The sequence below is a fragment of the Streptomyces sp. NPDC058257 genome (assembly GCF_042881845.1).
GTDB lineage: Bacteria > Actinomycetota > Actinomycetes > Streptomycetales > Streptomycetaceae > Streptomyces.
Genome location: NZ_JBHVXJ010000001.1, coordinates 1,029,956 through 1,048,464, shown reverse-complemented (window position 1 = coordinate 1,048,464; position 18,509 = coordinate 1,029,956). Strand labels below are relative to the sequence as shown.

General features: G+C 71.8%; 17 protein-coding genes and 1 pseudogene. 4 read left to right on the top strand and 14 right to left on the bottom strand.

Annotation, left to right across the window (positions count from 1 at the left end):
* Nucleotides 1-50: 50 nt before the first annotated feature.
* Together ACFVXC_RS04565 and ACFVXC_RS04560 are read right to left on the bottom strand one after the other, a co-directional pair.
* A complete protein-coding gene (locus ACFVXC_RS04565) occupies nt 51-713 on the bottom strand; it encodes a LuxR C-terminal-related transcriptional regulator (protein ID WP_383268565.1) in 663 nt (220 codons plus the stop codon).
* Nucleotides 714-1,061: 348 nt separating this feature from the next.
* The gene (locus ACFVXC_RS04560) at nt 1,062-1,733 is read right to left on the bottom strand and encodes a DUF3000 domain-containing protein (protein ID WP_389901334.1); all 672 of its coding nucleotides are present in this window, start codon (nt 1,731-1,733) and stop codon (nt 1,062-1,064) included.
* A gap of 120 nt (nt 1,734-1,853) precedes the next feature.
* Here ACFVXC_RS04560 and hemE point away from each other — a divergent pair, with 120 nt between their 5' ends.
* Complete coding sequence (gene hemE, locus ACFVXC_RS04555; protein ID WP_389901332.1) at nt 1,854-2,951, top strand: uroporphyrinogen decarboxylase; 1,098 nt, start codon at nt 1,854-1,856, stop codon at nt 2,949-2,951.
* Between the two features lie 164 nt (nt 2,952-3,115).
* On the opposite strand, the gene ACFVXC_RS04550 is transcribed toward hemE, so the two are convergent.
* Nucleotides 3,116-4,498, bottom strand: coding sequence for an FAD-dependent oxidoreductase (locus tag ACFVXC_RS04550; RefSeq protein ID WP_389901330.1), 1,383 nt, complete (start codon nt 4,496-4,498; stop codon nt 3,116-3,118).
* A gap of 37 nt (nt 4,499-4,535) precedes the next feature.
* The gene (locus ACFVXC_RS04545; RefSeq protein WP_389901328.1) at nt 4,536-5,471 is read right to left on the bottom strand and encodes a DUF4349 domain-containing protein; all 936 of its coding nucleotides are present in this window, start codon (nt 5,469-5,471) and stop codon (nt 4,536-4,538) included.
* 141 nt (nt 5,472-5,612) lie between these two features.
* On the opposite strand from ACFVXC_RS04545, the gene hemG reads away from it, so the two are divergent.
* The 3 genes from hemG (at nt 5,613) to ACFVXC_RS04530 (ending at nt 8,380) form a co-directional block, all read left to right on the top strand.
* Complete coding sequence (gene hemG, locus ACFVXC_RS04540) at nt 5,613-7,064, top strand: protoporphyrinogen oxidase (RefSeq protein ID WP_389901326.1); 1,452 nt, start codon at nt 5,613-5,615, stop codon at nt 7,062-7,064.
* A 4-nt stretch (nt 7,065-7,068) separates the two neighbouring features.
* On the top strand, nt 7,069-7,788 hold the full coding sequence (gene hemQ, locus ACFVXC_RS04535; RefSeq protein WP_351158322.1) for a hydrogen peroxide-dependent heme synthase: 720 nt from the start codon (nt 7,069-7,071) through the stop codon (nt 7,786-7,788).
* 217 nt (nt 7,789-8,005) lie between these two features.
* Nucleotides 8,006-8,380: an RNHCP domain-containing protein gene (locus tag ACFVXC_RS04530; RefSeq protein WP_389901324.1), complete on the top strand. Its 375-nt coding sequence runs from the start codon at nt 8,006-8,008 to the stop codon at nt 8,378-8,380.
* 3 nt (nt 8,381-8,383) lie between these two features.
* Here ACFVXC_RS04530 and ACFVXC_RS04525 read toward each other — a convergent pair whose 3' ends face one another.
* The 10 genes and pseudogenes from ACFVXC_RS04525 to ACFVXC_RS04480 form a co-directional block, all read right to left on the bottom strand.
* Nucleotides 8,384-10,003 (bottom strand): alpha/beta hydrolase, encoded by a 1,620-nt coding sequence (locus ACFVXC_RS04525; RefSeq protein ID WP_389901323.1) that lies wholly within the window; start codon nt 10,001-10,003, stop codon nt 8,384-8,386.
* A gap of 97 nt (nt 10,004-10,100) precedes the next feature.
* Nucleotides 10,101-10,862: a TIGR04222 domain-containing membrane protein gene (locus tag ACFVXC_RS04520; RefSeq protein WP_389901322.1), complete on the bottom strand. Its 762-nt coding sequence runs from the start codon at nt 10,860-10,862 to the stop codon at nt 10,101-10,103.
* A gap of 172 nt (nt 10,863-11,034) precedes the next feature.
* Nucleotides 11,035-11,769, bottom strand: a pseudogene (locus ACFVXC_RS04515) (DUF4142 domain-containing protein); the annotation flags it as partial.
* Between the two features lie 134 nt (nt 11,770-11,903).
* Nucleotides 11,904-12,881: a TIGR04222 domain-containing membrane protein gene (locus tag ACFVXC_RS04510; protein ID WP_389901321.1), complete on the bottom strand. Its 978-nt coding sequence runs from the start codon at nt 12,879-12,881 to the stop codon at nt 11,904-11,906.
* 9 nt (nt 12,882-12,890) lie between these two features.
* Entirely contained in the window at nt 12,891-14,192 is a 1,302-nt protein-coding gene (locus ACFVXC_RS04505; RefSeq protein WP_389901319.1) for a DUF692 domain-containing protein, read from the bottom strand.
* A gap of 123 nt (nt 14,193-14,315) precedes the next feature.
* Entirely contained in the window at nt 14,316-15,083 is a 768-nt protein-coding gene (locus ACFVXC_RS04500) for a DUF4142 domain-containing protein (protein ID WP_389901318.1), read from the bottom strand.
* A gap of 86 nt (nt 15,084-15,169) precedes the next feature.
* Nucleotides 15,170-15,814, bottom strand: coding sequence for a TIGR03086 family metal-binding protein (locus tag ACFVXC_RS04495; protein WP_389901316.1), 645 nt, complete (start codon nt 15,812-15,814; stop codon nt 15,170-15,172).
* Nucleotides 15,815-15,821: 7 nt separating this feature from the next.
* The gene (locus ACFVXC_RS04490; protein WP_389901314.1) at nt 15,822-16,265 is read right to left on the bottom strand and encodes a hypothetical protein; all 444 of its coding nucleotides are present in this window, start codon (nt 16,263-16,265) and stop codon (nt 15,822-15,824) included.
* Nucleotides 16,266-16,409: 144 nt separating this feature from the next.
* The gene (locus ACFVXC_RS04485; RefSeq protein WP_389901313.1) at nt 16,410-17,192 is read right to left on the bottom strand and encodes a TetR/AcrR family transcriptional regulator; all 783 of its coding nucleotides are present in this window, start codon (nt 17,190-17,192) and stop codon (nt 16,410-16,412) included.
* A 109-nt stretch (nt 17,193-17,301) separates the two neighbouring features.
* A complete protein-coding gene (locus ACFVXC_RS04480; protein WP_389901581.1) occupies nt 17,302-18,276 on the bottom strand; it encodes a LysR family transcriptional regulator in 975 nt (324 codons plus the stop codon).
* Nucleotides 18,277-18,509 lie beyond the last annotated feature (233 nt).

Sequence of the window (18,509 nt, the reverse complement as noted above, 5' to 3'; positions counted from 1 at the left end):
GCCCGTCGACGGAACGTTCCGTCGACGGGCGTGCGAGGGGTGTAAATCAGTCAGTGGATGATTCCGGTGCGCAGAGCCACCGCCACCATCCCGGCCCGGTCACCCGTGCCGAGCTTGCGTGCGATCCGGGCGAGGTGGCTCTTCACGGTCAGCGCGGAGAGCCCCATCGAGACGCCGATGGCCTTGTTCGACTGGCCCTCCGCGACGAGGCGGAGAACCTCCACCTCGCGGCCGGACAGCTCGCGGTAGCCACCGGGGTGGCTCGGGGAGCCCGGCGGGCGGCGGTGCATTCGGGCGGCGGCCGAGCCGATGGGCGCGGCGCCGGGACGGGTGGGGAGACCGACATTGTTGCGGGTGCCGGTGACTACGTAGCCCTTGACGCCGCCCGCGAGGGCGTTGCGTACGGCACCGATGTCATCGGCTGCGGAGAGGGCGAGGCCGTTCGGCCAGCCCGCCGCGCGGGTTTCTGAGAGGAGCGTCAGGCCGGAGCCGTCGGGGAGGTGCACATCTGCGACGCAGATGTCACGGGGGTTGCCGATGCGGGGACGAGCCTCCGCGATCGACGAGGCCTCGATGACGTCGCGAACACCGAGGGCCCACAGGTGGCGGGTGACGGTGGAACGGACGCGCGGGTCGGCCACGACGACCATGGCGGTCGGCTTGTTCGGGCGGTAGGCGACCAGGCTTGCAGGCTGCTCGAGGAGAACGGACACCAGGCCTCCTGGGGTGCGGGACTGAACCGGCTCGGGGATGAAGCCGGGACGAACCGTGCTTTCAAGGTCACCAACCTCTTCGGCATCAAACCCGCTCGCCTTTAGAGAATGATCACGATTTGATGGGTAACAATTCGGACGATTCGGACACGTGATCGATCATCCGAAGATCAACCCGAATCGCAGTCGTTCAGAATCGCTCATCCGCGTGACCGTTCGGCCCGCACCGGCCGCCCGCCCGCACCGGCCGCTCGCACCGGCCGCTCGCACCGGCCGCTCGCACCGGCCGCTCGCACCGGCCGCTCGCACCGGTCGGCCCGCGGCAGTCCCCATGGCCCCCGCCCTCGGTCACTGGCTCTGCGGCCCCCGACGCTGCGGAAGCGACACCACGGACCCGTCACCCTGGCCCTGGCCCTGGTTCGCCGGTGGAAGGCCCGCCACCTGGGAGAGCAGATCGCACCATGCCGCGAGATGCGCCGCCGTGTCCGGCACCCCGTCGATTCCCTCGCGCGGCGTCCACGAAGCCCGGATCTCGATCTGCGACGCGGGCGCCCGCTCGGAGAGCCCGCCGAAGTAGTGGGAGCTCGCGCGCGTGACGGTGCCGCTCGGCTCCCCGCAGGCCAGGCCGCGCCCCTGCAGCGCGCCCGTCAGCCAGGACCAGCAGACCTCCGGGAGCAGCGGATCCGCCGCCATCTCCGCCTCCAACTCCGCCCGGACGAGCGTGACGAGGCGGAAGGTGCCCTTCCAGGCGTCGTGTCCCGCCGGATCGTGCAGCAGGACGAGACGACCGTCCGCGAGATCCTCGTCCTCCTCGACCACCGCCGCCTCCAGGGCGTACGCATGCGGGGCGAGGCGCTGTGGCGGCCGCGTCGGGTCGATCTCGATCTCAGGCCTAAGCCGTGCCCCGCGCAGCGCCTCGACCGCCGCGCGGAAGGGCAACGGAGCCGATTCCGCCACCTTCCCCTCCGTACTTTCCATCTCGCCAGCGCCGTCCGACCGTTGTCCCTGAGCCGCAGCCATGCGGGGAAGGTTAAGGGGAACCGTGGCTTCGTGCAGGGAGAGACACCCCTGAGAGGGTCCCCGGTCAAGGCAGGGTGTCCCTCGGGGCGGGGTCCTGCGCGCCCGTGCGAGACTTTCCGCGTGAGTGCCAAAAACAGCCCCGCGGGCCAGCAGAACGCAGCGACGACGAATGCAGCGACGACGAACGCAGCGACGTACGACTCAGCCTTCATGAAGGCCTGCAGGCGTGAGCCCGTGCCGCACACGCCGGTCTGGTTCATGCGGCAGGCGGGGCGCTCACTTCCCGAGTACCGCAAGGTGCGCGAGGGCACGGCCATGCTGGAGTCCTGCATGATGCCGGAGCTGGTCACGGAGATCACGCTGCAGCCGGTGCGCCGTCACAAGGTCGACGCCGCGATCTACTTCAGCGACATCGTCGTACCCCTCAAGGCCATCGGCATCGACCTCGACATCAAGCCGGGCATCGGCCCGGTCGTCGCCAACCCCATCCGCTCGCGCGCCGACCTCGCCCAGCTGCGGGATCTGACGCCGGACGACGTGGGTTACGTGACGCAGGCGATCGGCATGCTGACGGCCGAGCTGGGGTCGACCCCGCTCATCGGGTTCGCCGGTGCGCCCTTCACCCTCGCGAGTTACCTGGTCGAGGGCGGTCCGAGCCGTAATCACGAGCACACCAAGGCGCTCATGTACGGCGACCCGGAGCTCTGGGCCGACCTGCTCGACCGGCTCGCGGAGATCACCGGCGCCTTCCTCAAGGTGCAGATCGAGGCGGGCGCGAGCGCTGTGCAGCTCTTCGACTCATGGGTGGGCGCGCTGGCTCCCGCCGACTACACGCGCTCCGTACTGCCCGCTTCGAAGAAGGTGTTCGACGCGGTGGCCCCGTACGGCGTCCCGCGCATCCACTTCGGTGTCGGTACGGGTGAACTGCTCGGTCTGATGGGCGACGCGGGTGCCGACGTGGTGGGCGTCGACTGGCGCGTGCCGATGGACGAGGCGGTGCGCAGGGTCGGCCCCGGCAAGGCGCTGCAGGGCAACCTCGACCCGGCGGTCCTCTTCTCCACGCGGGAGGCGATCGAGGCCAAGACGGACGAGGTCCTTGCCGCCGCGTCCGGCCTCGATGGGCACATCTTCAACCTCGGCCACGGCGTCCTGCCGACGACGGACCCGGAGGCGCTGACGCGACTCGTGGAGCACGTCCACACCCGGACCGCGCGCTGACGGAGCCGGTACGGAGACAGGCACGGAGCCAGGTACGGAGACAGGTACGGAGCCGGTTCGTAGTTGGCTGAAAATCTCGCCTGAATATGACAGGTGAGACGGGGGAGGGGACGCGTCCGCGGTGGAAGACGTCCCCTCAGGGGCCCCGAGCCCTCCCGGTGCCCCTAGCGCGCCGACCGCACCGCGGCGACCGCCTTGCGCGCCGCCACCAGGACCGGGTCCCACACTGGTGAGAACGGCGGGGCGTAGCCGAGGTCGAGCGCGGTCATCTGGTCCACCGTCATCCGGGCCGTCAGGGCCACGGCCGCGATGTCGACGCGCTTGCCCGCCCCTTCGCGCCCGACGATCTGGACGCCGAGCAGCCGCCCCGTGAGGCGCTCGGCGAGCATCTTCACGGTCATCACGGCCGCACCCGGGTAGTAGCCCGCGCGGCTCGTCGACTCGATGGTCACCGACACGTACTGCAGACCGGACGCCCTCGCGTCCTTCTCGCGCAGGCCCGTGCGGGCGATCTCCAGATCGCAGACCTTGCTGACGGCCGTGCCGACGACCCCGGGGAAGGTCGCGTAACTCCCGCCCACGTTCGAGCCGATGACCTGGCCGTGCTTGTTGGCGTGGGTGCCGAGCGCGATGTGGCGCTCGCGGCCCGAGACCAGGTCGAGGACCTCCACGCAGTCACCGCCCGCCCAGATGTCGTCGTGACCGCGCACCCGCATCGCGAGATCCGTGAGGAGCCCGCCGTACTCACCGGTGGGCAGGCCCGCCGCCTTCGCCAGTTCCGTCTCCGGGCGCACGCCGATGCCGAGCACCACCACGTCCGCCGGATACTCCGCGTCCTCGGTGGCCACCGCCCTGACGCGGCCGTCGTCCCCGGTGAGGATCTTGGTCACCTCGGCGTCGTTCACCATCTCGATGCCCATGCCGGACATCGCGTCATGGACGAGACGGCCCATGTCCGCGTCGAGCGTCGACATCGGCTCCTTGCCGCGGTTGACGACCGTGACCTCGTAGCGGCGCTGGATCAGGGCCTCGGCCATCTCGACACCGATGTAACCGGCGCCGATGACGACCGCCTTGCGGCCCGGCGTGCGGGCCAGCGTGTCCAGGAGCGCCTGGCCGTCGTCCAGGGTCTGCACGCCGTGCACGCCGGGGGCGTCGATGCCGGGCAGGGACGGACGGACCGGGCGGGCGCCGGTGCCGATCACGAGTTTGTCGTACGCCGTCCAGTTCTCCGCGCCCGATTCCAGATCCCGGGTGTGGACCCGGCGGCCCGCGGGGTCGATTTCCGTGACCTCCGTGCGCATCCGCAGATCCATGCCGCGGGCCCGGTGCTCCTCGGGCGAACGCGCGATCAGCTCGTCCCGCGAAGGGACGTCGCCGCCGACCCAGTAGGGGATGCCACAGGCCGAGTACGAGGTGAAGTGGCCGCGCTCGAACGCGACGATCTCCAGCTCGTCGGGCCCCTTGAGCCTGCGTGCCTGCGACGCGGCGGACATGCCCGCCGCGTCGCCCCCGATGACCACCAGTCGCTCTCTCGCGCTACTCATACGGACACGCTACGACGCGGCGGCAGTTGACGGCCGCCTAGTCGTCATCGCCCTCGCGCGCCGGTGTCGCCACAGCGGGCCGCTCCGGGCGCCGCGGCAGCCGGGGCCGCACCACGCGCCTCCACAGCAGCGACAGGAGCGCCGCCAACGCCACGAACGGCAGGACCGCGCCGATGACGACCGCCACCCACCGCAGCATCGCCACGAAGGCGCTCCAGCCGCCGGACAGGGCGTCCGCGAACGTCGGGTCGTCATCGTCCGCGTCCGCCTTCTTCACGGCGCTCTCGCTGAGCGAGAGCGTGATCGTGGACAGGCTCGTACGGTCCTTGAGCGAGGACTGCTGTGCGAGCAGCGCCTCCAGCTCGGACTGACGGCTGCTCAACTCCCCTTCGAGGCTGACGACATCGCTCAGCTTCGTCGCCTTGTCCATCAGCTCCCGCACGCGGGCCACGCTCGCCCGCTGCGACTTGACGCGGCTCTCGACGTCGACGACCTGATCGGTGACGTCCTGCGCCTTGGCCTTGCGCTCGATCAGCCTGCCGGTTCCTTCGAGCGACGTGAGGACCTCCTCGTACCTGTCCTGCGGGACACGCAGCACGATGCGGGAGCGCTCGTGGCCGCGGCCGTCGCGGTCCGTGGTCTCGTCGCCGACGACACCGCCCGCGTCGGTGGCCGCCGCGCGTGCCTCGTCCAGGGCCTTCGGCACGTCCTTGACGCGGACGGTCAGGGTCGCGGTGCGGATGATGTGCGTGCCGGTGAGCGTGGGCGGCTTCTTCTTGTCGGACTGATCCGCCCGGCCGCTCCCGCCCACCCCCTCGTCCGCCCGGCTGCCGGCCGCCGCCTTGTCGTTGCTGCCGCTGTCGCCGGAGCCGCCGCCCGCGCTGCACCCCGTGAGCGCGAGGGCGGCAGCGAGCAGGACGGCCGAGAGTGCCTGGACGGCGGTGCGGTGCCTGGATGTGCTGGACGCGTGCATTTCGACGTACCCCCCGAGGGACGTGGTGACTGATGCTCCTTTGACGCCTGGAAGGGGCGGAACGGTGGTTGCCGACCGGTCCCGATGGGGTCACGGTCGGGACTCGTCCGACTCGACGTGGCCGACTCGTAGAGTGGAGGCATGCGCGAAACGGACACACGTACGGGTCATGTCGTTGTCATCGGTGGCGGGATCGCCGGACTGGCGGCCGCCCACCGATTGCTCGCCACCGGAGCCCGCGTGACCGTCCTGGAGGCGTCCGACCGGCTCGGCGGCAAGCTGCTCCCCGGCGAGATCGAGGGCGTTCGCGTAGACCTCGGCGCCGAGTCGATGCTGGCCCGCCGCCCGGAGGCCGTCGCCCTCGCCCGCGAGGTGGGCCTGGCCGACCGGCTGCGGCCGCCCGCCACCGCGACCGCGGCGATCTGGACCCGCGGGGCCCTGCGGCCGATGCCCAAGGGCCACGTCATGGGCGTGCCCGGCGACGCGTCGGCCCTCTCCGGAGTGCTCTCCGACGAAGGCCTGCACCGCATCGAGCGGGACCGTGAACTGCCGCCCACCGAGGTCGGGGACGACGTCGCGGTGGGGGAGTACGTGGCCGCGCGCCTGGGCCGCGAGGTCGTCGACCGCCTCGTGGAGCCGCTCCTGGGCGGGGTGTACGCGGGCGACGCCTACCGCATCTCGATGCGCTCGGCCGTCCCGCAGCTCTTCGAGGCCGCCCGCACCCACACCTCGCTCACCGAGGGCGTCCGCGACATCCAGGCCCGCGCCGCGAAGAACCAGCAGACAGGACCCGTCTTCATGGGCATCGAGGGCGGCGTCGGCCAACTGCCGCTCGCCGTCGCGGAGTCGGTGCGCGCGCGGGGCGGGGAGATCCGCACCGGGACGCCGGTCACCGAGCTGCGGCGCACCCCGGACGGCTGGCAGGTCACCGTCGGTGAGCAGACCATCGACGCCGAAGCCGTGGTCGTCGCCGTGCCCGCCTACGCCGCCGCCGCGCTGCTCGGTGTCGAGGCGCCCGCCGCCGCGGCCGAGCTCGCGGGCATCGAGTACGCCTCCATGGCCCTGATGACCCTCGCCTACCGCCGCGGCGAGGCCGACCTCCCCGAAGGCAGCGGTTTTCTCGTGCCGCCCGTCGACGGACACACCATCAAGGCCTCCACCTTCGCGTCGCGCAAGTGGGGCTGGATCGCCGATGAGGACCCCGACCTGCTGGTTCTGCGTACTTCGGTGGGACGGTACGGCGAAAGCGCGATCCTGGGGCACGACGACGCCGACCTCATCGCGTTCTCCCGGCGCGACCTGCGCGCGGCCACCGGCCTCGACGCGGAGCCCGTCGCCACCCGCGTCACCCGCTGGCACGACGGCCTGCCGCAGTACCCCGTCGGCCACCACGCGCGCGTGGCCCGCGTCCGTGAGCACGTGGGCAAGCTGCCGGGCCTCGCCGTGTGCGGAGCGGCGTACGACGGAGTGGGCATCCCCGCGTGTATCGCGAGCGCGTACGCGGCCGTCGACGAGCTGGGCGGTGACCTGGCCGGTGTGGAGGAGCTCACCGGCAACCCGGTGCGGAGCCCGCACGGCGGCGGAGGAGAATAGGGCCATGAGTGACGACGCCCCCGCCAAGAGCCCGAACGCGGGCAAGAAGGCCAAGGACCTCAACGAGGTCATCCGCTACACGCTGTGGTCCGTCTTCAAGCTTCGGGACCTGCTTCCCGAGGACCGCGCGGGCTATGCCGACGAGGTCCAGGAGCTGTTCGACCAGCTCGCCGCCAAGGACATCACCGTCCGCGGCACGTACGACGTGTCGGGGCTCCGCGCCGACGCGGACGTCATGATCTGGTGGCACGCCGAGACCGCCGACGAGCTGCAGGAGGCCTACAACCTCTTCCGCCGCACCAAGCTGGGCCGCGCCCTGGAGCCGGTCTGGTCGAACATGGCGCTGCACCGCCCCGCCGAGTTCAACAAGTCGCACATCCCGGCCTTCCTGGCCGACGAGACGCCGCGCAACTACATCAGCGTCTACCCCTTCGTGCGCTCCTACGACTGGTACCTGCTGCCCGACGAGGACCGCCGCCGCATGCTCAAGGACCACGGCATGATGGCCCGCGGCTACCCCGACGTGCGCGCCAACACGGTCGCCTCGTTCTCCCTGGGCGACTACGAGTGGCTCCTGGCGTTCGAGGCTGACGAGCTGTACCGCATCGTCGACCTCATGCGGCACCTGCGCGCCTCCGAGGCCCGCATGCACGTACGCGAAGAGGTCCCGTTCTACACCGGCCGCCGCAAGTCCGTGGCCGACCTGGTGGCGGGCCTCGCGTAAGCGCCCCCCACTCCCACCCGCACCGTTCACCGGGCGGGCGTGGCACCGGTAATTCGGTTGCCGTGCCCGCCCGGTGCGCGTTTCATCGAGAGGTCGAACCCAAGAAGTCGGCCCGACAGGTCGAAGCCGAGACGGAAAGATGGTGCTTGTATGCCCAGGGCCCCGCGGAACAGCTCGAAGTCAGCCCATTCCGCGACGCACTGGAGTCACTCCCACCATGTCCCGCAACACCTCTCGGCGGGCCCGCACTGAAGCGCGCGCCCAGTCCTTCCGCTGCCTGCACTGCGGCCTCGACGTCTCGATGACCGCACCCGGCACCGACCACCGCAATCACTGTCCGAACTGCCTCTGGAGCCGTCACCTCGACGACACCCCGGGCGACCGGGACGCTGACTGCGGCGCCAGGATGGAACCCCTCGCCATCTCCGTACGAGGAGACGGCGAGTGGATCCTCGTCCACCGCTGCACCCACTGCGGCGTCCTGCACGCCAACCGCACGGCGGGCGACGACAACGTCCTGCCGCTCACCCGGCTCGCGGTGCGCCCGCTGGCCCAGCCGCCGTTCCCGCTGGAACGGCTCGGAGCCCTCTAGCGGTCAGTGCCCCTTGGGAAGAGCCGCCGCCCGCGCGCCGGACAGCGGCTGGGGCTCCTTGTGCGGTGCGCACGCCGCGCGCCGCACGGGGAGCCTGCCCTCCAGGAGGTAGGACTCCATGTGGCCGTTGACGCACTTGTTGGGCCCCCCGCCGATGCCGTGGGTACCCGCGTCCCGCTCGGTCACGAGCACGGAACCTCCCAGCCTGCGGTTCAGCTCCTTGGCGCCCTCGTACGGGGTCGCGGCGTCCCGCTCGGCGGCCAGGATCAGCGTCGGGGGAAGCTCGCCCTCCTGGGTGCGGACGTCGACCGGCTGCTGCCGGGGCGCGGGCCAGTAGGCGCACGGCAGGTTCATCCAGGCGTTGTCCCACGTCTCGAAGGGGGCGCTGCGCGCGAGCGCCGAGTTGTCGCGGTTCCAGGTCTCGAAGTCCGTCGGCCAGGGCGCGTCATTGCACTCGACGGCGGTGTAGACCGCGTTGCCGTTCTCCTGCTCCTTGGCCGCCTTCCGCTCGGGCGCGGCCTGCTCGATCAGCGGCTTCGGGTTGCCCTTCAGGTACGCCGAGAGCGCCGACGCGCGCGTCGGCCAGTAGTCGTCGTAGTACCCGGCCTGGAGGTACGCCGCCTGCAGCTGGCCGGGGCCGACCTTGCCGCCCGCGGGCTTGGCCGCCAGCCTGTCGCGCACCTTCTCGTAGCTGCGCAGGACCGCCTGGGGCGTCTTGCCCAGGTGATACGCCTTGTCGTGCTTGGCCACCCACGTGCGGAAGTCGCCCCAGCGGTGCTCGAAGGCCGCTGACTGGTCGAGGTTGTTGCCGTACCAGATCTGCGCCGGGTCGGGGTTGACCGCCGAGTCGAACACCATGCGCCGCACGTGCGAGGGGAAGAGCGAGGCGTACACGGCGCCGAAGTACGTGCCGTACGAAGCGCCCATGAAGGTCAGCTTCTTCTCGCCGAGGGCGGCCCGCAGCACATCCAGGTCACGGGCGTTGTTCAGGCTCGTGTAGTACTGCACGGCCTGCCCGGAGCGCTTGACGCAGCCCTCCGCGTACGCCTTCGCCTGCTTGACGCGCTTGAGCTTGTACGCGTCGTCGGGGTGGGTCGGCGCCTGGCTCGGTGCCTTGCCGAACTCCTTCGGGTCCTGGCAGGAGATCGGGGCCGAGCGGCCGACACCGCGCGGGGCGTAGCCCACGAGGTCGTACGCCGCCGCGATGCGCTTCCACTCCGGGAGCATGCCGACCATCGGGAAGTACATGCCGGACCCGCCGGGACCGCCGGGGTTGAAGACGAGGGCGCCCTGCCGCTTGACGGCTTTGCCCCGCCGCGGTTCCGCCTTCCGCGTGGCCTTGGTGTGGCTGACGGTCAGCTTGATCTGCTTGCCGTCCGGGTTGGCGTAGTCGAGTGGCACCGATACGGTGCCGCACTTGACCGAGGAGGGCAGGCCCTCCGCCGCGGGACAGGCGCCGAAGCGGACACCGGCCGCCTGGGCACGCTGGGCCGCGACCAGGGTGCCGTGTGCTTCCGGGTAGGGGGAGGGATCGGCCGCGGACGCGTTTCCCGTGGGGGCGACGACGAGTGCGGTCAGGACCAGGGATCCGGCGGTTCCGTAGAGGGCGGCTGCTGCTCTCATCGCTCTTCATTCCTTCATTCGGCCGTGCGTTGCTCGAATAAAAGGGATGATTCGTTCGGTAAATGGCGAAGTAAAGCACCGCCCCGCCGATGTCGGCTCAATGACCCCGATGCGCCGCATCCCGGTGTGCGAACGCCGCACGCATTTTCGGGTCGGCGAGGGCGCGCGTGCCTCGTACGGCGATGGCGGTGAGGTCGGAGCCGCCGCGCGCGGGCAGCGCGCTCAGGAGGAGCTGGCCCGCGGGTGAGGCCCAGCGTGGGTAGGGGTGGATCTCGAAGCGGGCCACGGCGAGGCAGCTCGCGTTCAGGACCAGGGGCAGGGCGAACCAGAGCGCCACGGGCACCTGCCCCTCCGGCTCCTGGGCGGGCATCAGGAGCGCGACGGCCCCAAGGGCGACCACCGCGACGGTGGCCGCCCGCACCTGTCTGACCGCTCCCGCGACCCCCGACCAGATGCCGTCCGGCAGGGCGAGGCCCGCCGCGACGAGTCGGTCCGCGAGGGTGCGCATCGCGTCGGTGCCTGCCGCGGCCCGGCGCACCGGCGCTATCGGCGACTGCCCCGCGGGTCCTATCGCGCCGAGCACGGAACGCTCCATGTCGTCCCCGCCCACCGGGTCGACGACCGTCGCCCAGCCGGTGTGCGCGAGCAGCAGACGCCGGGTGCGCGCCATCGACACCAGGGTGAGGTCGGCGACGCGTGCGGGGCCGCCGGAGAGGAACGCGGCTTCGTAGAGCGTCAGTTCGTGCCGGTGCCCCGGGGCCGCCCCGTGCGGGGCGGCGCGGAACGCGGTGAGGCAGAGCCGGGCGCAGGTCAGGCCCGACACGGCCCAGGCCACGAGAAGGAGGGGAAGCCAGAACATGCCGGTGTTGTATGCGAGGGAGCGGGGGCGGCGCCACGGATTATTCAGCATGCGGACGCGGGGTCGCGGGTACGTAACGCGATTCCGCTCTGGTGCGGGTTCTGCCGCTGTCCTTGCTCTTGCTCTTGCTCTTCTCCTGGCTCTTGTCCTTATGGCGTTCCTTCTCCTTCGTCGGCTTGGGGCGGGACGCCGGTGGAGGGAGCGGGAACGTCGGGGAGGGGGAGATGGGAGTCGCCGGAGCGGGCGAATCGGCCGGGCCCGGTGGGGCAGGGGAGCGGGTCACCGGGGCGGGGCTCGCCGATGCCGCGTCGCGGGCCAGCTTGTCGAAGTCGACGAGGCCCGTGCCTTCGAGGACCTTGATGTGGTCGAGGACGGTCGTGTTCGCGTCGTCGGCGAGCGTGCGCACCAGCGAGTTGCGGGTGCTCGCGCGGACCTGGGCGACCACCGAGAAGACCTTGCCGTGGGCGGTGCGCAGGATGTTGGCGAACTTCTCGTCGTACGCCTCGCCGTGTGCGGCGCTCAGCGTGTCGAGCCAGCTCCGCTGCTGCGGGTTCGGCTGGTTGGGCAGTTCGAGGCTGAGCCGCGTCGCCACCTCGCGTACCCGCGCGTCCAGGAACGTATGGCCCTCGACGAGATGCTCGCCGGCGGTCTGGACGGCCTTGGTCGTGCCGCGCACCTCCGCCTGCTCTCCGGCGGGGAGCTCCCAGAGTCCCGCGAGCCGGACCTTGGTGATGAACTCACGGTCGAGCGCGGAGAGCGGGCCGAACCGGGTCGACACGGTCTCCGCGTTGAGTTGGTCCAGGCCGGTGCCCGACCTGTCCTCGTACGACCAGAGGGGGAAGAGCAGCGCGGCCAGGGTCGCGACGAGCCCCGCGACGATGAGGCCGGTGCCGTTGATGGATCGCATGACGCCTCCTGTTGCGGCACCGCACGTTAGTGCGCCGCGAGGAGGCGCCTGCGGGATACCTCCCGGAGTACGTCAACCGCCGTACGGGTAAGGGGCATCGGCTGCGGGCGTGCGCTGTTCCCCGGGCGGGAGCGCTAGGAACTGCTCCCTCCGCCCCCGCAGCCGCCCCCTCCGCCTCCACCGCACGAGGAGCCGCCGCCTCCGCCGCAGCCGCCGGAACTCCCGCAGCCCGAGCCGCCGCACGCCGAACCCTCGCCGCCGCCCCCGTCCCCGCCCGCGCCGCCTGCGCACCACGCGACGGTGCTCCCGGAGCTCGCGTACGACGAGGACGTCCCCGTCGTACGCCCCGGCCGGAAGCCGTGCGCGGCACGCAACCGCGCGTGCAGATCAGGGTCGAGCACGCCGACCAGGCCGTCCACCGCCACGCGGTGTGCCGCGCCGTGCGCGTCCGCTCCGGCGGCGCGGTACTCCGCGAGCGCGGTCCGGCCCGAGGCGGTCACCCGGGTACGGGCGGCGCCGCGGCAGAGCCAGCCGATCAGAGCGCCGAGCACCCAGGCAACGATCAGGACGATGGTCGGCACGCTCACGGGGTCCCACGAGGGCCCGTCGTCGTCCTCGACGGCGATGACGGCGACGACGACGAAGAACCCGACGAAGCTCAGGACGTCGTGCCGGATCCTCCGACGCCGCAGACGGTTCAGGGCCTCGGGCCGCACCATCAGGCCGCGCCGGGCGAGCGCGTCGCCGAGTGCCTGTACGGCGGGGCCGCGCATCGCGCCGATACGCAGCCAGTGCAGGGCGCCGCTCGGTGCGTCGGCGTGGGCCTGGAGCACCGCGCCCTCCACAGGGTTGCGGGCCTCGGCCGACCGGATCTCGACGATGCCTGGCCAGGCGACGACAAGGCGCCCGTCCTCGTGCAGGGCGGCGATGGCGGCGTCGGCGACCCGGCCGGGGCCGCCCGCGAGGAAGGCGGCCTCCAGGGGGTCGAACACGGCTCCGTGCTGTGCGTCGGGCTGCTGGGGCGCGGCCTGCCGGATGCGCGAGACGCCGACGACGAGACCGAACGACGAGGCCGCGAGAAGGAGGGCGAAGCAGCCGGACAGGATCTGCACGTCCGCCCCCTAACCCCGCCGCAGGGCGAACCGGGCCGCCCGCAGCCACCGCGTGACCGGCCGCGCGTCCAGCGGCGCGGGCCCCGAACGCTCCAGCCACCACTGGGTCAACCGGCCGCGCGCCTCGGAGTCCTCGGGCTGCCCGGCGAGCAGCAGCCGCTCGGCGAAGTCCAGAGCGTCGCGGCGGTATCCGCCGGACATCGGCCGCGTCTGGGCGTACGAGAGGAACCGCGCGCGGTAGGCCTCGCCGAGAATCTCCGGCAGCTCGGGCGCCACCTTCGCCACGACGTCGGCCCGCTTTCCGGCCAGTGCCCGGCTCTGCACGGTCAGCCGGGTCCGGTCGAACCCCTCGGGTGCGGGCGTCCCCGCGACGAGCGCGGACAGGAGCGAGGTCTGCGCGAGGGCGAGCCGCTGCCGGGTGGGGGCGGGGACCGGGGCAGGAGATGTGGCCGGTGTTGTGACGGTGGTGGGCTCAGCGGAGGTCGGCGCGGTCGCCCGTACCGTCTCCCGTATCGCGTCCAGCTCCCGCTCCAGTTCCTGCGGCGCCGGGAAGTTCTCGTCCCGTTCGAGCAGGACGCCCGGCGGCGTCACCCGTGACGCCAGGTCCGCCAGGATGTCCAGGACCGGCTCGGGGACAGGGTGGGCGTGGCTGTCGTGCCAGACGCCGTCCCGCTCGAAGCCGCCCGCGACGTGGACGTACGCGATGGCCTCGACCGGCAGCTCGTCCAGGGCCTTCGCCGGGTCCTCGCCGCGGTTGACGTGGTTCGTGTGGAGGTTGGCCACGTCGATGAGAAGGCGTACGCCCGTGCGCTCGACGAGCTCGTACAGGAACTGCCCTTCTGTCATCTCCTCGCAGGGCCAGGAGATCAGCGCCGCGATGTTCTCCACCGCGAGCGGCACCGGCAGCGCGTCCTGCGCGATGCGTACGTTCTCGCACAGGACGTCGAGGGCGTCACGGGTGCGCGGCACCGGGAGCAGGTGGCCCGCCTCCAGCGGCTGCGAAGCCGTCAGCGGGCCCCCGGCGCGTACGAACGCGATGTGCTCGGTGACCAGCGGCGAGCCGAGAGCCCGCGCACGCTCGGCGAGCGCGGCGAGGCGGGTCTCGTCGGGGCGCCCGGCGTCGCCGAGGCCGAGCGAGACGCCGTGCGGCACCACCGTGACGCCGCGCTCGCGCAGCCGCAGGAGGGAATCGGGGAGGTGCCCCGGGCACAGGTTCTCCGCGACGGCCTCGACCCAGTCGATGCCGGGCATCCGCTCCACGGCGTCCGCGATCTCCGGACGCCACCCGATACCGGTCCCCAAATGCCTCATGTTCCCCCTCCTTCGCCAACACCCCGCCGCCAACACCCCGCGTCGTGCCCGTGTCTTGTGAACGTGTGCAGAGGTGATGGCCCCGGCAGCCGCGGCCGAACCCATGAGAGGGGACGTTCAGAGCTACATTTGAGGTTCCGGCCTGTTCGTGTCGACTTCTCCGGGCGCGGCGGGCGAAGGCCGCGACGTCGTGGACACGTCGCCGGTCGGACCGGCGGGAGGAGGCTCCGGGGGAGCGGCGCCGGAGGGCGGCGGAGGCCCGGTGGGGCTGGCCGTGGCGGTGGCGGCGCCGCCGTTCGCGATGTCGTCGAAGTCGACGCGTCCGGTCGCCTCCAGCATCGTGATGTGGTCGAGGACGGTCTGGTTGGAGTCGGTGGCCAGCTGCCGGATCAGCGAATTGCGCGTGCTGTCCCGCACCTGCGCGATCGCGGCGAACACCTTGCCGTGCGAGGCGCGCAGGAGATTCGCGAACTTCTGCTCGTACGTCTCGCCGCCGGCCTCCGTCAACTCCTGGAGCCAGCCCTGCTGTTGGGCGGTCGGCTGGTTGGGCAGCTCCACGCCGAGCCGCGCCGCGACCGAGCGGGCCCGCTTGTCGAGGTCCGTGTGGCCGACGATCAGATGGTCACCGGCCTCCTTGATCGCCTTCGTCGGTGCCCGCTCGACCGCCTGCTGGCCCGCGGGTATCTCCCACAGACCGGCGAGCCGCACCTTCACCAGCAGGTCGCGGTCGGCCGTCGAGAGCGGGCCCCACTGTGTGGCCACGGACCCGGCGGCCAGATTGGCGGGCCCCGTGCCCGAACGGTCGGCGTAGGACCACATGGGGAACGCGAGCGCGCCCACTGTGGCCACGAGTGCCGCGATGATCAGAGCCGTGCCGTTGATACGCCGCAATGTGCCGTGCCTTCCTGACCGTCAACCTGCCCTGGAGGCAAGCTACTTCCTGGTACCAGGAGATACGGAAGAGGCGGGCGTGATGTTCAACGCCCCGGGTCCACGTCCGGGCGTCCGAGGAGAGCGAGCATCTCCTCCAGCGGTGACGCGTGCTCCGGTGTGGGCAGGACCGGCGCGAACGTGGCACCTGGGACCCGGCGTCCGGGGTCCTTCGGCACCCTGCGGGCGATTTCGAGCGCGGCCTCGACGACCGGCAGGGGGAGATCGATGTCGATGCCGATGGTCTTCGCCACGTCCCAGGAGTGCACCACGTAATCCAGGAAGTGGAAGCCGACGGCGATCCGTCCCGTGAACGTCCGGCCGATCTCGGGAAGCGTGAACCCCCGCTCCAGGACGCCTGGTTCGTCCCCTTCGGCGAACGCGGCCAGTACGTGGCGTACCGACTCCTCGTAGATCTTGAGCGGGTCGCGGCCGAGATCCGGCGCGATCCAGTACGTACGGTCGGCGCCCGATCCCCGTGCCGCCGCCGCGAATCCATGGTGCTGTGCGGTCATGTGCGCCACCAGGTCGCGCAGCGTCCAGCCCGCGCAGGGGGATGGGCGTGCCCAGTCTGCGCCGCGGGCGGCGCGCAGGACGCGGAGCGATTCCTGGACGGCGGTGCGGTCGAGTGCGATGAGGCCGGGTGTGGTGCGGTCGGGCGGGGCGAGGTCGGGTGTGGTGAGGTCGGTCATGGGGTCCTCAGGATCCTTCCGTGGTGTGAACGGCTGTTTCCGGCCAGGGACTTGGGCCGGTGAGCAGCGTGTGCGCGGCGGCCCACGCGGCATCCGGGTCGAGCCGGTCCGCCGTCCACGCGGTGGCGCGCATCACGCCCCGGTCCCGGTGGGCGCGGACGATCCGTACGTGGTCGGGGCGCCCGACGAACGCGTACAGCGACCGCTCGTCGGCCCAGACCGAGAGAGACCCCGAGCGCCCCCGCCACGGGTCGACCCAGAGCCACATGCCGATGGCGCCGGGAGTCCTGGGCCAGCTCCGGCGCAGCCGCAGCCCGGCCAGGGCGATCGGAACGGTCTGGGTGCGCCGGTGGGCGGTGAACTCGGTGAGGCTCACCAGGGACGGGCCCGGGTCCGGCGTGTGTGCCTCGGGTCCTGGTTGCCAGGGTGTCCGCATGATCGATCGCGTCATCGATGGGAGCATGCGGCAAGCGTAAATCTAAACGAACGGTCGTGCTACTTGTTTCCCGGAGTTGATCCCGGAGTTGATCCCGGAGTTGATCCCGGACTCGGGAGTCGGTCCTGAAGTCGGTCCCGGATCCGATCGGCCGGACGCTCAGGGGAGTCGCGGCACCTGCGACGGATCCGTCGCCGCCCCACGCAGCCGAGCCGTGATGGCGACGCCCGCCCTGCGGTAGGCGTCCGGCTCGTCGTGCAGCACCGAGTGTGCGTTCGCCGTCTCCATGAGTGCGATGAACTCGAAGGCGAGCTGGGGGATGTCGGTGTCCGGGCGCAGTTCACCGGTGTCGAGGGCCTCGGCGATGCAGTCCTTCACCCGGCCGTTCCAGCCGCGGTCGGCGTGGACGAGGGCGTCGTGCACCGCGCCCTCGCGGGCGTCGAACTCCGCGATCACCCCGTAGAAGAAGCAGCCGCCGGGGAAGACCCGCTGCTCCGAGTAGTCGAGCCAGCGCGCGCACAGCTGCCACACGCGGCCGATGCCGGGCGGGGTCTGCCGGGCCGGTTCCACCACGTTGTCCAGGAAGATGCGGCCCGCCGCGCGGATGGTCGCGAGCTGCAGCTCCTCCTTGGAGCCGAAGAGCGCGAAGACCCCGCTCTTGCTGAGCTTCAGCTCGGTGGCGATGCGGCCGACCGAGAGTGCGTCCAGACCCTCGACCGAGGCGATGTCGACGGTGCGGCGCAGGACGAGACGCCGGGTCTGGTTGCCGCGCTCCACGCGGCCGTCGAGCTTGGCGCGGCTGCTGTCGAGTCTGGCGCGGCCGTCGGATTTGGTTCGGCCGTCGGATTTGGTTCGGCCGGGTTCGGCGCCCGCCGTGCCCGCTCCCGCCTGCGCGTCGTCGCTCACGCCGAGCTCCCTCGCCGTGCCGGTCTCGCTCGCCATGCCGGTCTCCTCGGCGCCGTTCCGTCGTGCGTTGGTCGAGGTACATCCTCTCCTGTCGCACCCGGCCTGTGGGCGCACACGTCAGGCAGCCGGCCTGTGGGCGCACACGTCAGGCAGCCGGTCTCCGGGGTGCGAGGAGCGTCCGGCGGACGGTGTCGCGCAGCCAGCGGTGGCCTCCGTCGGCTGCCTGGCGGGGGTGCCATGCCATGCCGACGGACACGGGTGGCAGGGGCAGGGGGATGTCGAGGAGGTGCAGGCCGAGGGTGGTAGCCGGGTCGGTGAGGGGGGAGGGGGCGGCGCCGGGGAGTGCGGTGGGGACGAGGCAGACGACGTCGCTGGCGGCGCTGAGGGTCATCGCGGCCAGGTGGCTGGGGAGGACGACGGCGACCCGCCGCCGGAGATACAGCTCGGCCAGGGCGGTGTCCACGGGCCCCTTGAACCGGCCGCGGCGGCTCACCACGACGTGCTCGGCGGCAGCGAGCCGATCCGGGGTCAACGTCCCTTCGGTGAGGGGGTGTCCGGGGCGGACGGCTGCCGCCATCCGGAGCGTGACGAGTTCCTCGACCCGGGTCTCGGGATCGACGTGGTCGATGGATCCGACCTCCAGATCGATCCGGCCGTCGCGGAGAGCCGGTCCGGCCTCCAGATCCTCGGCCCGGAACCGCAACGACACCCCCGGCGCCTCCTGGTGGGTAAGGCGCAGCAGCCCGGGGGCCAGGGCGGCGCCGACCAGGTCTGCTGCCTGGAGGGTGAAGGTGCCGCGCAATGAGGCGGGGTCGACCCCGGCGCCGGGAGTGAGCAGCGCTCCGAGCCGGTGCACCACCGTGGCGGCCTCGTCGCGCAGGGCCTGGGCGCGGGGGGTGGGGACCATCGTCTGGCCGGCCCGGACCAGGAGGGGGTCCTGGAGGATGCGCCGGAGGCGGGCGAGCGTGCGGCTCATGGCGGCGGGGGACGTGTGCAGACGCGCGGCGGCGCGGGTGACGCTCTGTTCGGCCAGCAGAGCGTCAAGCGCGACGGCGAGATTGGCGTCGATGACGGGTTCTGAGGCCTCTGGGGGTGCTGGACTGCTGCTCACAGGCGTAATTCCATTTCAGGCAATGATCCCTTGCTGATGTTCCCATTGTGGCAACACCGTGGTCCTCCGCAGGATGAGGGACGTACCGATCCGGCGCGACCCCATGAGGTTTCCATGATCCGCGGTCCTCTCCTGAGGACCCGCGAACGCGTCACACCGGACACCCGCCCCGAACGGCCCGCCCCGAATGGCCCGCCCCGACCGATCCAACCAACCAACGAAGCAATCAGCCGCCCAAGCAA

Bases quoted from the DNA above. Each gene is read 5' to 3' on its own strand.
- ACFVXC_RS04490 (WP_389901314.1), bottom strand. From the start codon at position 16,265: ATGACGCGATCGATCATGCGGACACCCTGGCAACCAGGACCCGAGGCA.
- ACFVXC_RS04545 (WP_389901328.1), bottom strand. From the start codon at position 5,471: ATGCACGCGTCCAGCACATCCAGGCACCGCACCGCCGTCCAGGCACTC.
- ACFVXC_RS04550 (WP_389901330.1), bottom strand. From the start codon at position 4,498: ATGAGTAGCGCGAGAGAGCGACTGGTGGTCATCGGGGGCGACGCGGCG.
- ACFVXC_RS04525 (WP_389901323.1), bottom strand. From the start codon at position 10,003: ATGAGAGCAGCAGCCGCCCTCTACGGAACCGCCGGATCCCTGGTCCTG.
- ACFVXC_RS04520 (WP_389901322.1), bottom strand. From the start codon at position 10,862: ATGTTCTGGCTTCCCCTCCTTCTCGTGGCCTGGGCCGTGTCGGGCCTG.
- ACFVXC_RS04485 (WP_389901313.1), bottom strand. From the start codon at position 17,192: ATGGCGAGCGAGACCGGCACGGCGAGGGAGCTCGGCGTGAGCGACGAC.
- ACFVXC_RS04495 (WP_389901316.1), bottom strand. From the start codon at position 15,814: ATGACCGACCTCACCACACCCGACCTCGCCCCGCCCGACCGCACCACA.
- ACFVXC_RS04530 (WP_389901324.1), top strand. From the start codon at position 8,006: ATGTCCCGCAACACCTCTCGGCGGGCCCGCACTGAAGCGCGCGCCCAG.
- ACFVXC_RS04505 (WP_389901319.1), bottom strand. From the start codon at position 14,192: ATGAGGCATTTGGGGACCGGTATCGGGTGGCGTCCGGAGATCGCGGAC.
- hemQ (WP_351158322.1), top strand. From the start codon at position 7,069: ATGAGTGACGACGCCCCCGCCAAGAGCCCGAACGCGGGCAAGAAGGCC.
- hemG (WP_389901326.1), top strand. From the start codon at position 5,613: ATGCGCGAAACGGACACACGTACGGGTCATGTCGTTGTCATCGGTGGC.
- ACFVXC_RS04560 (WP_389901334.1), bottom strand. From the start codon at position 1,733: ATGGCTGCGGCTCAGGGACAACGGTCGGACGGCGCTGGCGAGATGGAA.